Origin of the sequence: Brachyspira suanatina, from assembly GCF_001049755.1 — a bacterium.
Classification (GTDB): Bacteria; Spirochaetota; Brachyspiria; order Brachyspirales; family Brachyspiraceae; genus Brachyspira; species Brachyspira suanatina.
The window spans coordinates 147,410-161,215 of sequence record NZ_CVLB01000001.1 but is presented as its reverse complement, the minus strand read 5'-3'; the positions used below and the strand labels follow the sequence as shown (position 1 = coordinate 161,215).

Annotated in this window: 12 protein-coding genes; 6 read left to right on the top strand and 6 right to left on the bottom strand. The window is 27.3% G+C overall.

All coding sequences use genetic code 11. The features are described 5' to 3' along the window. Nucleotides 1-176 precede the first annotated feature (176 nt). The 4 genes from BRSU_RS00700 to BRSU_RS00685 all read left to right on the top strand — a co-directional run bounded on the left by BRSU_RS00700 (nt 177) and on the right by BRSU_RS00685 (nt 5,441). Complete coding sequence (locus tag BRSU_RS00700; RefSeq protein ID WP_048593335.1) at nt 177-917, top strand: hypothetical protein; 741 nt, start codon at nt 177-179, stop codon at nt 915-917. Between the two features lie 4 nt (nt 918-921). Then, a complete protein-coding gene (locus BRSU_RS00695) occupies nt 922-3,522 on the top strand; it encodes a LysM peptidoglycan-binding domain-containing protein (RefSeq protein WP_048593334.1) in 2,601 nt (866 codons plus the stop codon). A gap of 3 nt (nt 3,523-3,525) precedes the next feature. Then, on the top strand, nt 3,526-3,903 hold the full coding sequence (locus BRSU_RS00690) for a YkgJ family cysteine cluster protein (protein WP_048593333.1): 378 nt from the start codon (nt 3,526-3,528) through the stop codon (nt 3,901-3,903). Between the two features lie 86 nt (nt 3,904-3,989). Further along, a complete protein-coding gene (locus BRSU_RS00685; protein WP_048593332.1) occupies nt 3,990-5,441 on the top strand; it encodes an HD-GYP domain-containing protein in 1,452 nt (483 codons plus the stop codon). A gap of 87 nt (nt 5,442-5,528) precedes the next feature. Here BRSU_RS00685 and BRSU_RS00680 read toward each other — a convergent pair whose 3' ends face one another. Continuing rightward, the gene (locus BRSU_RS00680) at nt 5,529-6,146 is read right to left on the bottom strand and encodes a hypothetical protein (protein WP_048593331.1); all 618 of its coding nucleotides are present in this window, start codon (nt 6,144-6,146) and stop codon (nt 5,529-5,531) included. A gap of 162 nt (nt 6,147-6,308) precedes the next feature. Here BRSU_RS00680 and BRSU_RS00675 point away from each other — a divergent pair, with 162 nt between their 5' ends. Then, nucleotides 6,309-6,677 (top strand): heavy-metal-associated domain-containing protein, encoded by a 369-nt coding sequence (locus BRSU_RS00675; RefSeq protein WP_048593330.1) that lies wholly within the window; start codon nt 6,309-6,311, stop codon nt 6,675-6,677. Nucleotides 6,678-6,920: 243 nt separating this feature from the next. Here BRSU_RS00675 and BRSU_RS00670 read toward each other — a convergent pair whose 3' ends face one another. Both BRSU_RS00670 and xerD read right to left on the bottom strand, forming a co-directional pair. Further along, entirely contained in the window at nt 6,921-9,194 is a 2,274-nt protein-coding gene (locus BRSU_RS00670; RefSeq protein ID WP_048593329.1) for a hypothetical protein, read from the bottom strand. Between the two features lie 30 nt (nt 9,195-9,224). Next, entirely contained in the window at nt 9,225-10,157 is a 933-nt protein-coding gene (xerD, locus tag BRSU_RS00665) for a site-specific tyrosine recombinase XerD (protein ID WP_048593328.1), read from the bottom strand. A 314-nt stretch (nt 10,158-10,471) separates the two neighbouring features. Between xerD and BRSU_RS00660 the strand changes: the two genes are divergently transcribed. Then, nucleotides 10,472-11,458 carry an aminotransferase class I/II-fold pyridoxal phosphate-dependent enzyme gene (locus tag BRSU_RS00660; RefSeq protein ID WP_048593327.1) on the top strand — a complete coding sequence of 329 codons (987 nt, stop codon included), beginning with the start codon at nt 10,472-10,474 and terminating at the stop codon, nt 11,456-11,458. 15 nt (nt 11,459-11,473) lie between these two features. Here the strand turns inward: BRSU_RS00660 and BRSU_RS00655 are convergent, their stop codons facing one another. From BRSU_RS00655 to BRSU_RS00645, 3 genes are all read right to left on the bottom strand, one after another. Beyond that, entirely contained in the window at nt 11,474-12,430 is a 957-nt protein-coding gene (locus BRSU_RS00655) for a D-2-hydroxyacid dehydrogenase (RefSeq protein ID WP_048593326.1), read from the bottom strand. Nucleotides 12,431-12,839: 409 nt separating this feature from the next. Next, nucleotides 12,840-13,049 carry a hypothetical protein gene (locus BRSU_RS00650; RefSeq protein WP_245158018.1) on the bottom strand — a complete coding sequence of 70 codons (210 nt, stop codon included), beginning with the start codon at nt 13,047-13,049 and terminating at the stop codon, nt 12,840-12,842. A 229-nt stretch (nt 13,050-13,278) separates the two neighbouring features. Further along, nucleotides 13,279-13,725 carry an Hsp20/alpha crystallin family protein gene (locus BRSU_RS00645; RefSeq protein ID WP_014489025.1) on the bottom strand — a complete coding sequence of 149 codons (447 nt, stop codon included), beginning with the start codon at nt 13,723-13,725 and terminating at the stop codon, nt 13,279-13,281. Nucleotides 13,726-13,806 lie beyond the last annotated feature (81 nt).

Sequence of the window (13,806 nt, the reverse complement as noted above, 5' to 3'; positions counted from 1 at the left end):
AAATATATTTTGAAAATTTCTTATAAAAAATTCAAAATAAAATTATTAAAAACAAATCCGATAAAAAAAGTCTAACTTATAAAATAAAAGTATTAAAAAATACACTTATAAAATATTTTATTAAAACTTGATTTTATATTAATTTAGATATATTATATACATACTGGAGTAGAATTTTGGAAAACATTATAGATATAATAAATAAAGCACAATTAAAAACAATAGATAAAGATACATTTTTGTCAATAGCATCAATGTGTTCTTTCATTCCAAAATCTATAACAGAAAATAATACTTGGAAGAAATTACCTTTATCTGCTAAAGAAGTATACAGAACTTTAGTAGCTAATTATGATTATGAGCTTGGAATAGCTAAAACAACTCATTCTCAAATATTAAATGAAGCCGGTATAGGCGGAAATGCTACTATAGTAAAATCATTGGATACTTTAGAAGAGAAAGGTTTTATTACTAGAGTAGAATCTAAGGCAAAAAGTCATCATTATCTTATGCCTTATCAAGAAAAGTTTTATGCTACTATATGCAATTTTGAAGCTAGAGACTTTTCTATACTATATACTGTAAATAAAAAAACTAAAAAAGATACGCAAATTAAACAAGTTACTAATAAACTTTTCTTTAAAGTTTGTTATAATTTAAGTTGTTTAGGTATAGATGAGCCTCAAAAATTAATAGATAAATATTCTTCTGACGGAAATCAGCTTAGAATAATTCTTTCTATGTGTAATTATGTTTATATAGCAAAAGAAAAAAATCTAAATAAAGATATAAATTTAAATAAATATCTTATAGATTCTTTAAAAAGAGGTAATATAACTGAAAACATATTCGATGAAAAGACAATGAATACTATAAAAAGTATATTAATAAACAGAAAACAAAATATAACAGAGTGAAAATATGGCAACAAAAAAAACTACAACAAACAAAAAAGAAGAAGCTAAAGAAACAAAAAAAGCTGCAACTGAAAAAACTACTAACAAAAAAGAAGAGTCTGTAAAGAAAACTGTAGCTAAAAAAACTGCTGAAAAAGCTGAAAAGAAAGAAGAGCCTGTAAAGAAAACTACAGCTAAAAAAACTGCTGAAAAGGCTGAAAAGAAAGAAGAGCCTGTAAAGAAAACTGCAGCTAAAAAAACTGCTGAAAAAGCTGAAAAGAAAGAAGAGCCTGTAAAGAAAACTGCAGCTAAAAAAACTGCTGAAAAAGCTGAAAAGAAAGAAGAGCCTGTAAAGAAAACTGCAGCTAAAAAAACTGCTGAAAAAGCTGAAAAGAAAGAAGAACCTGAAAAAAATATTGCTGAAATTGCTACAGCAGAAGAAAAAATAGCAGAAATAAAAGAAACTAAAACTGAAACAAAGCCATTAACTTCCATTCTGAAAAAAAATGATGATGAAAAAAGAGATTTAAAAGATATAATCAAAGAAGCTACATCTGAAATAAAAACTGCAGATAGAAAAATTGTTCTTAAAACTTCAACTCCAGTTAGAAAGCTTGAATCAATTAAGACAGAAAATACTGAAACTAAAACTGAAAGAGAGTCTATAACTCTTCTTAAAGAAGCTATAAAGGCAAAATCTAAGAATGTATCAAGACCTGTAAGCGTTAAAAAACGTATAGCTATAGTAGATGTAGATGATGATGATAATTTAGATAATACTAGAAATACTACTGAGGAAATAAGTACTTCTAAACCTGTTATAAGCAGTGTATTTGCTGCACATAATATAAAAACAGAAGAAGCTGAAAAAGCAGAAGAAAAAAATGAGTATATTGAAGATACTGCAGCTGCTACTACTGAAGAATCAAATACAGAAACTATAGCATCATCAGCAATAGTTCATAATAATAATGCTTCATTTCCTTATTCTTTTGAAACATTTGAATCTACTAATAGAGAAAAAGAAGAAGAAAAAATTGAAGAAACTGAAAAGATAGAAGAAAATAATTATACTCAAGATGAAAATATAGAAGAAATACCTGAAGATAAATCTAATGAAAAAAGTGAAGAAATAGAAACTAAAGAAGAAACAGTAGTAGAAGAAACTAAAGAACTTGATGTAATCGCAGAAGAGAAAACAGAAGCAGATACTGATGAAGTTGAGAAAATTGAAGAAACAGTGAAAGAGGAAACTCTAAAAGTAGAAGAAAAAGCTACATACAGTAAAAGTGATATATTTAAAAGACCTGTTGTTATACCTAACGATGATGAACATATACAGAAATCTAAATTCAATCAAGAAGAAATAGATACTGCAATAAAAGATGCTCCAACAATAGATGAAAATACTTCTGTAGAAAACTATAAAGATTATTCTTCTTCAGCATCAGAAACAAAAATAGAAGAATTAAAAGAAACTATCAATGAAAAAATTCAGGAATTAAAAGATAAAGAAATAAAAATTATAGAAACAGAAGATGAATTAAAAACTTCTTCTTTACCTGAAATAGAAAAAAAACCAGCTGAACCTTATGTGGCTCCTGATCATTCTATAAGTGAGAATAAAAAATCTAATAAAATTGTTCCTATAGTTGGAATTATAATTATAATATTAGGATTATCATTCTTAGGCATACAATTCTTCTCTGGAAGAAATAATGAAATAGATGATAATTTCTATGAAGAAGTAACAAATAATAATACATTAAATACTAATAATCTAATAACAAATGATGTTATATCTGTTACTAACAATATAAACACTAATATTAATAGACCACAAACTAATAATATAAAAACTAACAATGCGGTAAATACTAATGCTGCTAGACAACAGACTAACAATGCAGTAAATACTCAGACTAATATTACTAGACCGCAAACTAACAATACAGTAAATACTCAAACTAATACTACTAGACCACAGACTAACAATACAGTAAATACTCAGACTAATACTGCTAGACCGCAGACTAACAATACAGTAAATACTCAGACTAATACTACTAGACCACAGACTAACAATACAGTAAATACTCAGACTAATACTACTAGACCACAGACTAACAATACAGTAAATACTCAGACTAATACTGCTAGACCGCAAACTAATACTGTAACACCGCCTACTCCTCCAAAAGAGCCGGAAATAACACCACCTACTCCTCCAACACCTCCGCCTAATCCTCCAACTGCAAATACAAATGCGGCTGTTAACAATACACAGGCAAATAATAACACATTGGCATATAATACAGATACTTATAAAACAAAATGGACTGACACACTATCATCAATAGCCACTGCAGAGCTTGGAGACAGCAGAAGATGGCCTTCAATAGCAGTACTTAACGAAAATATAATAAAAAATAATCCTGACAGTATAGTATTTAATATAGATATCAAAATCCCTAATGGGGGAAAAAAAAAAATTGAAGATATGAATGATTCAGAAAAAAGATCTTTATACAATGATTATATAAAAGTGTCTGAAATGTATTTAAAAATGGGAAAACAAAATCTAGCTAATTCTATAAAATCTCAGGCTGATTCTATATTAAAATAAAAAATGAAAAAATCTAACAAATTAAATAAAAATTCCATATTAACATTTTCATGCACCGGATGCGGTATATGCTGTAAAGAAAAAGGATATGTATTCTTTAGCGATGATGATATAAAAAGAGCATCTAAATTTTTAGAAATCTCTCCTTTAGTTTTTATTAATCAATATTTAGAATATGAAGAAGGTTATGGTTATTATATAAAAGTAACAGATGATAAGCCTTGTACATTCCTTGATGAAAATAACAGGTGTACTATTAATAGTTCAAAACCTAATCAATGCGCTACTTTTCCATATTGGAAAGAATATATGGATAAAAATGGAAATTTAATCTCTGGAAAATTCAAAAGAGCCTGCCCAGGTGTAAAAACAAAAAAATAATTTTTTATATTTCTTTTTTTTTCAAAATATTATATAATATATAGCGAAGGTATTATGTAATTTTTTGTTTGAGGTAATTTTTTATAATGAATGATTTAATAGAAAAATATGAAATTTTAACAGTAAAAGATCTGAAATCAATAAAAGATCAGTTAGTTGCTCATAATATACCATTGTTTAGATTAGATAAAGAAAGAAAACTTATAGTATTTCCTACTGAACAATTAAGCTTAATAATTGATAATGAAAAATATAGCAACTTAAAAATATATATACCTAAAAATTTTTCTATGTTCATAGAAGAATTTAAATCTATTACACAAACAAATAATTCAAACAATGCTTCCGAAGAATCCGCTCCTTATGTATTTAGAACACCTAAAGAGTCAGAAAAAGAGATGGGTAAAAGAATATCTGAAATCTCTAAAATGACATATAAGGAAAAAGTTAATACTATAAAAAATTATGATGAAAAATTAAAAGAAATTACTGTAGATAAAGAAACAGGAATAAATAAAAATACAGCTCAGCAAATAGTAAATGTTGGAAATGATGTAGGATTAATAGCAAAGGTTACTATGTTTGAGAGTATTCAAAAGATTAAAGGAGAAGAAATCACTCAGGAACAGGCTAAAGAAGAAAATCAGGAAATCACTGAAACTACTACAAATTTAGTTACTACTATAGTTGATATGCTTGCTGCTAATACTGAAACACAGAAAGTATTTGATGAACTTAGAAATTATTCTGATGGCGGTGTAATGTCTCACTCTAACAGAGTATTTATATCTTATGTAAATTTTATGGTATTTTATAACAACTTAATAAACAGAAGACATTTAGTACATAAAATAAGAACATCATATACAAATAAATACAAAAAATTCTATGAACAAGTTGAAACTATGTTCAACAAAGAAGGAATTCATAAAAATTTATCTACTGTTGAAGATTGTATAGATAAAGGTATAAAAATCATAGAAGAAAGAGAAATGAATCTTTATTCCGTAGGAGCTTTACTTCATGATATAGGAAAAGTTAAAGATTTGGACTATTTTGAAGGAGCTAATGGAAGAGATTATGAAAGAATAAAAAAACACTTGTTTAACAGCTATGCTTTAGTAAGTCAAACTTCTGAATATCCTCTTGAAGTTATACTTACAGTGGCTTTGCACCATGAATATTATGGATTAGGATATGGCCCTTATGAACATTTACATGCTTTAAAATTAAAAAAATATCCTAATTTCCAAATACAAAGAATCATGACTTATGATGCTAAAGCTATAGATGAATGTGAGGCATTTGCTTATTTTCCTGCTAAAATGCTTGAAATTATAGATGTATATGATGCTTTAATTGACCCAGCAAGAAAATATAGAGGAGGAAAAACATTCACTCCTGAAGAAGCACTTAATATTATGAGAGAAGATTTTATAGAAAAGCATGTAAAATTGGATCCTATATTATACGATGTATTTGTAGAATTCTTAAGCAACTCTATAGAACAAGACTTAATGTCATGCAAATTAATATAAAAAATTTTTTTGATATTATTAATAAGCCAATCAATCAGAAATTATAAATATACTGATATGATTGGCTTTTATTTTATAATTTTATCATTAATAATTATTATCATTTGTACCTTGTATTTCTTCTAGGGCATCAATACCATCTTTAAATGCTCTAAATATTTCCTGCCAATTGCTTGTGGATAATATAGATATTCCTATATCTTCATAGTCTTCTTCACCGAATTGATTGATAAAATTAAATCTTATATTTGATATTGATTTATTTGCAAAACTTTCAAATTCATTATCCTGATTGAATTTATATCTCACTTCAATATCATAATAATTCATATCTCCCATTAAATAAGGGTTATATATAACTTTTTGTATATTAGTCAATTGAATTGTACTTCCATCATCAAATGTAAATATAATTGGAGTACCGCTATTTACATATAATTGACTAGAATACTTATATCTAAATTCTAATGTTAAAGTTCTTCCTGCCCTTTTATAAAATCTAAATCTATTGTCTCTTAAATATTTATATGTTTCCTTCCAAGATGTATATATATTAATTTTAGAAGTTAATTTATCTCTCTCTGTAAAAAATAATCTGCTCTTTAAAGCATTTGTTGGATTATCATTTAAATTATCCTGAGAATATAGAAAAGAAGAACTCAATGATATAATAAAAAATGAAATTAATAATATATATCTATTCATTTTAATTTCCTTAAAAAAAATTATATACTGTTAATAAATACGGAATTTAAAACTTAAAATTAAATGTAAGGAGTGTTTTTTTATAAAATTTTATTGACAAGCATATTATATTTGTTAGAATGATATAACATTTTTTAATACTAACAAAACTATGGAGATATAATGGAAAGCATAATAATACTATCAATCATAATTATAATAGCTATAATAGCCGTAATAAACTATATAAAAAAAATTAAATCAGGAAACTGCTGTTCATCAGGCATATCATCACAAGTTATAGAAAAAGTAAAGGTAAAAGACAAAAATAAAAATAATTATCCATATAAACAAGTAATTAAAATAGGAGGAATGACTTGTACACATTGTGCAAAAATAATAGAAAACAATTTTAACAAGATTGAAGATGTATATGCAAAAGTAAATTTTGATAATGAAGAAGCTATCATATTGACTAAAAAGCAGCTGGATAATAAAATATTTGAAGATGCTATAAAAGAATCAGGATATAGATATTATATAAAAGATTAAAAAAGAAATTTATAAAATAGCAAATAAAAATTATTTATATTTAAAAATTTTATTCACATACCCCGCCCTTTTGTTTTTTTATTTTTATTTGCATTATAACTTCATATATTTTTTTACTGCAACAAGAAAAGCATCCCCGCCCAAGCTTTTATTAGGTTAGTATAAAACTATCATAATGTTTTTTATAAAAAAATAGGAAGTAAAAAAATTACTTCCTATTTTTTTACTACAATTATATTTCAATTAATTATCTTTTACTTCTTCATCTTCTTTCTTACTATCATCTGTAGTTTTAGCTAAAGCAGGGCTTTCTTCTTGTTTAGGTCTAGCTCTCAAAGAATTAAGCAAAGTATAAGCAACTGCCACATTCTCTTCACCTGAAGAAGAAGCTACTCTAAATGCCATAAGTGAAGAATATCTGCTTCTTCCGTAAGCATATCTGAATCCTATCTCGACAGTTTCTCCAGGACCAATATCAACTGTTTCATTATCAAGCACTATAGTAGATAAAGCCTGAGATAAATCTGTTTTAATAGTTACATCATTTTGCATTTTAGAAGTTCTATTAACTATAGTAAGAACACCTGTTCTATTTCTCTCATCCAATTTAACAGTAACATTGAATGGATTTTCAGAATATTTCTCTTCTATTCTTGAAACAATAGAAGCATTTATATTAGCCCATTCTCTTATACCATTTCCTGAACCTCTAAATTTAGACCATAGCATTCTTGATATATCATGGAAGAATATACCTCTTATTCTGCTGCTTCTATTAAATTTAGCTTCTGATTCATATACTCTTCTCATATATTCAAGCTCCGGTCTTAAACTTCCGTCCTGAAGTCTGTTATCTATCATATTTCCAACTAATACATTATATTCGCCTGATAGATATTGAGGCCAAGCAGTAAGCATACTTACATGCTGAGGACGGCTAGCTTCATATATCATAACTGCATCATAATCTATACCAGCATCAAAGAACATATAAGGATCTTGTCCATGCTCCTGACCATGATTCCAACCTAAAGTAAATGCCCATAATTTTTTTCTTATACCTGAATCTTTTATGGCTTTTATTATTAAAGCTTCTTTATGAGCTCTGAACCATCTCCATTTCATACCTACTTCTTTTCTGCCTCTATTAATAGCAAGCCAACGCATACGTGCAGCTTTACTCATAGTAGACCAATTGGCAGGTACATAAACTCCTGTAAGCTCAACCATCTCATCAACCATTTCATATCCGTCAACTTCACCTGTACGTATGAAGTCAAGACCCAAATATGATATATTAGGATTAGAATCGTATCTTTTTAATATATCTATAATATCCTGAACTCTTTTAGGATCATCTAAAGATATATGTCTGCTTTCTACAAGACTTTGAGTAGCAGAGTTATATCCTATAGAAACCTCATAACCGCCTTTTCTAGCACCACCGCCTGCAGCAAAATAACTCATAACATAAGCACCAAGCTCAACATTTCCTTTGGCTTTGCTAGATGCAAGGTTTTCTATATTCTTAATCATAGCTTTAGCCCAAGGCTCTTCCGGAGTAATTCCTGCAGTCCAACCTGTAGTCTGTCCACCTATTGCCCAGAACATATCGCATTTCATGTATCTTATCCAGTCGTATATAGCATCATAACTAGTAGGCTCTCCTGTTTCTACACTAGGAATTTTCTTAGTTGTTAAATCTATTGCATATTCTAAAGTAGCTATCTTTTTAGTTTCTTTAGCAGCAGGAGATTGTCTTCCCTTAACAGTAAAATCTTTGGTATATCCGTATACACCATTCTTAGTCTGAACTAATACAACAGCCTGATATTCTCCTAAATCTCCTCCGAATGGATGTAAATATGTTCCTTTATATTCAGAATTTTTTACTTTAAATACATTGATAGAATGTCTTTCATCTCCATTCATTCTAACTATTTTATCTTTTTTATATCTTACATATATACTTATGTTTTTTACAACATCTTCAGTGTATACAGAAGCATTAATAACTACCGGTTCATATCTGAATACGGATATTTTGGATAAATCTATTGCCACTCTTGGAGCTTCTCTGTTTCTTGCATTTTGTATAGCCAAATCCACAGCAAGGCTAAGTTTATCTGCTGCTTTATCTATATTATTAGCATTATATGCCATAGCAGGAAGTATATTAGGATTAGGCATTTCACTGCTCATCTCTTCATCACTAAGAAGCATGTTTTGATTCAAATATTCTATATCTGAATCAGCACTAATTTCTTCTTCAGTATATATATCCTCTAAATCTACTGATAAATCATAATCATATATAGGCTTTGATGTAACAAGAGAGAGAGAATCAGGATTATACATATCTATTCTATGATTCTTCTCTGTTTCATTGAAAAGATAATCTGTGTTATTATCATTATAACTGACTATTGTCATTCTTTCACCTATACCGAAAGTTAATGCTACCAATGATATAGATACAAGTAATAATATTGTTGTTGCTATTATGCTTCTTTTCATATACTGTTATTTCCAATTCGTTGTATTTTATTATATATTAGTGTTTTGTCTAGCATGTTTAGAATGTTTAGGATGTTTTGCTATTTGTTTTTTCAAATGCGTAGAATCAACATGGGTATAAATCTCTGTTGTAGTAATATCAGAATGTCCAAGCATTCTTTGTACTGCTCTTAAATCTGCGCCATGCTGTATAAGATGTGTTGCAAAACTATGTCTTAAGGTATGAGGATAAATATTTTTTTCTATTTTACTTTTTTTCATAGCCTCTTTAACTATTTTCCAAATACCTACTCTAGAAATTTTATCTCCTCTAAAGTTTAAAAATAATTCTGAAGTCTTTTTACCCTTAACCATTATAACTCTACTGGTTTGAATATATCTCTGTAAAATATCTAAAGCTCTGTCATTAATAGGTACTATTCTCTCTCTTTTACCCTTGCCGCATATTTTTAAATACTTACCTTCAAAAAATATATCATCAATTTTTAAAGAACAAATTTCACTTACTCTAAGTCCTGAAGAATACATAAGTTCAAATATAGCCTTATCTCTTAATCCTTTATCTGTTTTCTCATTATGAACTGCAAGTAAATCATCTACCTCTGTATCTGTAAGAGATTCCGGCAATACTCTTTTTAATCTTATAACTTCTAAATTATCTGTAGGATTTTTAGAAATATAATTCTCCATTACTAAAAACTTATAAAGATTGACTATACTTACTTTGTTTCTCGCTACAGTTCTGGATTTTGATCCTTGTTCTTTTCTTTCGCTTAAAAATTTTTCAATATCTTTTCTTGTAGCTTTTAAAATAGATTTTTTATTTCTGCTTAAAAAATCAAGATATATTACAATATCTCTTTTATATGATTCTAAAGTATTTGAAGATAAACCCTTCTCTACCGCCTCATAATTTAAATACATTGATAATATTTCTTGATCGGAAACCTGTTTAACTGACATTGAAATCTGCCTCTTAATTTAAGATATAATATACAAAATTGAGTTGATTGTGAATAATCAACCTAAAATAATTATCGACAAGATTTACCATTTATTTAAACATAATACATTGCTTAATAAAAATATTACATTAACTAAACATAAAATTTAAAAGTGTAAACTAATTTAAAAATAATAAGATAATTATAAACGATATATTTTAAATATTAGAAAGCTAAATATAAAAAAGTAAGCTAGAGACATTACCGAAGGTACACAGGCGTGTGACTTAATTTATTAAGTCAATACTTTAGGCGTAGGCGAGCATAACAATAATGAACAAAGAAATTTTTTTAGACAAAAATGAAAATCCATACAAGCCGTCCAAAAATATTATTAAAGAGCTTGAAAAATTTGATATTGATTCTCTAAGATTCTTTCCTGAGTATAGTCCTCAGCAATTAGATGAAGAAATGTCTAAATATCTTAATGTGGAAAATAATAATATAATTTCTGTTAATGGTATGTATGAAGCTTTTGCTTGTATTATCAACTCTTATGATAAATACAAAATATTTATTCAAGAGCCTTACAGAGATTTATATACAAGAATTTTTCTATATTATAAGATGCATTATGAGGTAATTGAAGCTAGAGAAGATTATAATATTTGTCTGAAAAAACATATAAGAAATAAAAATTCTATAATAATAGCAAGCAACCCTAATGCTGAAACTGGAATGTTCATAAATATAAAAGAAATAGAAGAGTTCCTAAAACATTATGAAGGAATATATGTTATAGATGAATCATATATAAACTTTGCCGGAGAAAGTGCTATAAAATTAATTAATGAATATAAAAATTTAATTATAATAAGATCTATTGCACATTCTCATTCTTTATCAGGACTTAATATTAACTTTATAATATCCAATTCAGAAAATATAGAAAACATGTCAAAATTAAGACAGAAATACGGAATAAATAAAATATCCGAAACTATAACGCTTGCCGCTTTGAGAGATGAAAAAACTTCGTATAATAATATATTCGATATAGTTTTAGAGAGAGAAAGATTAGATACTTTACTAAGCAAAGAAGGTTTTATAGTAGTGCCTTCAAGGGCGAATTTCCTTTTAATAAAACATGTAAATAAAACATCTGATTATATATACGAAGAACTTATAAAAAGAAATATATTCGTAAAAAAATATGATAAAGAAAACATACTAGCTAATTTTCTAAGGGTTACAGTATCAACTCATAAAATAAATAACATATTTGTAAATGAGTTAAAAGAAATTCTATATAATGACTAAAAAATATTATCTGTTTTATTTACTTAAAACATTTATAGGGTTTCCTTCCAAAAATGCTTTTATATTCTCATAAACTTTATGCATAAGTCTAATTCTAGCCTCTAAAGTATTGCCTGCAAAATGCGGGGTTACATAACAATTCTTAGCAGTAAGCAGAGGATTATCTTCTGTAGGAGGCTCTTTCGAAAGAACATCTAAAGCTGCACCTGCTATAATATCATTATTCAAAGCATAAGCCAAATCTTTTTCAACTATCACTCCGCCCCTTGAAGTATTAATTAAAAATGCTGTTTTTTTCATCTTTGAAAGCAAATCTATATTAACAATATTTTCTGTTTCTTTATTTAAAGGAGCATTAAGAGATAAAAAATCGGATCTCTCAAAAAGTTCATCTATACTAGAAGCATTTTCAACATTTTCTTTTTTACTTCTTGAATAAACTAAAACTTTCATTCCCATTGCCTCAGCCATTTTTGCAACTTCTTTTCCTATATCTCCAAATCCAAATATACCCATAGTTTTATTTTCTATCTCCATTAAAGGATAAGAACTAAAAGAATAATCTTTGCATTTTATCCAATCGCCATTATGAACCTGATTATTATGTTCAACTATCCTAAAAGAAAGAGATAATACAAAAGCCATTACAAGCTGAGCCACAGACTGCGGGCCGTATCCTCTTACATTAGTAACAGTAATTCCTAATTCTTTAGCAGCTTCAATATCCACAACATTGTATCCTGTAGCAAGCATTCCTATATATTTTAAATTAGGTAATGACTGCATTAATTTTCTATCTATAACAACTTTACTGTTTAATATTCCCCAAGCATCTTTAGCTGCTTCATACACTTTATTATAATAGGTTCTATCATAAACAGTTAAATCTGATATGCTTTCTATTTCTTCCCAAGATATATCTCCTGGATTCAATATAAATCCGTCAAGCACTACTATTTTTGGTTTATTCATGTTTAATTCCTTTTATCATTTTTATCTATAGTATATACATAAATAACTATATTTTGTCAAAAATAATTTTTTAAATTTAAAATATTTGCAGGGCTTTGCCACCGCTGTGCGTGCCTATGACAACCCCACTTCTTTTGCGACCGAAGGAAGTGCCTGTGGTATTGCCACAAAGAAACAAAAAGGCTATATTTGGCTTAAATTTAATCAATTATTTTACATGTAATACAATTTTAGTATGATTTAATACTAATTTTATACTTGCACTTTTTGGTTCTTTTTGCGGCGGGAAAAAGAACACACATAAAAATTGACAAACTTAAAAATTTTCAGTATATATCAATAATATTTTCTATTTTAAAAATTATTTCGTCACCATATTTTATACTTTCAATATAGTAAGGTTTATTGTCTAATATACCAACAAAATTGTCTTTATTTCTATGATTTTTACCCACATTCTTTCAGGAATTGCTTCTGTGCTGCCATTATTCTCAACAAAAATTAATTTAACTAAATCATTAACTTTTAAAGAATCAATTTCTTCTTTGGAAGGTATTTCAAAAGTATCAGGATATTCCTTGTTCAATTCAAATGCATTTTCTAAATAATATTCACCCATAATAATACACCTATATATTGAAATATTATATATATTTTTTATGAATCGCTATTTATTAATTATAAGACTATTATAAAAAAATTAAAACTATTTTAATATTGCTTTTATAATGAAAAAATGAAAAACAAAAATTACTATAAAATAAAAAAGACACAGGATATTTTATTTACCCTGTGTCCCTATTATTATGGATTATATCTTATGAATTGAATTTACATATAGGCTTTAATTATTCTCCTTTGATTTCTATCTTCTTCTCATATTTAAGCTCTTCTTTCTTTGGAAGTGTTACCATAAGAACCCCGTTATTCAAATTGGCAGCTATATTTTCAACATCAATTCCTTTTGTGCTGATATTAAAGCTTTGCTCATAGCTTGAAATAACTTCCTCTCTTGACTCTCCATTTTCTGATTTGAAAGTTTTTTTCCTTTTAGCAGATATGGAAAGTATATTCTCTTTTATTCCAATTTCTAAATCCTCTTTTTTTACGCCCGGCATATCCATTTCTATAATGTAATTTTTGTCATCTTCCTCTATTCTGTAATTTGATACTCTATTATGATAATCATTATAAGCATTGTAGCCATTATAATGACCGCAGTTTCCTGTTGAATTACATCTATTAGCATTTGAAAAAATTGAATGTAAAGTTGGTACAAATATTCTTCTTGACATATTAAAACTCCTTAATTTATATTAACTTATCTCTTATTTTTTAATTTTTAATAATTTTCCATAAACCTCTATATTTTATAG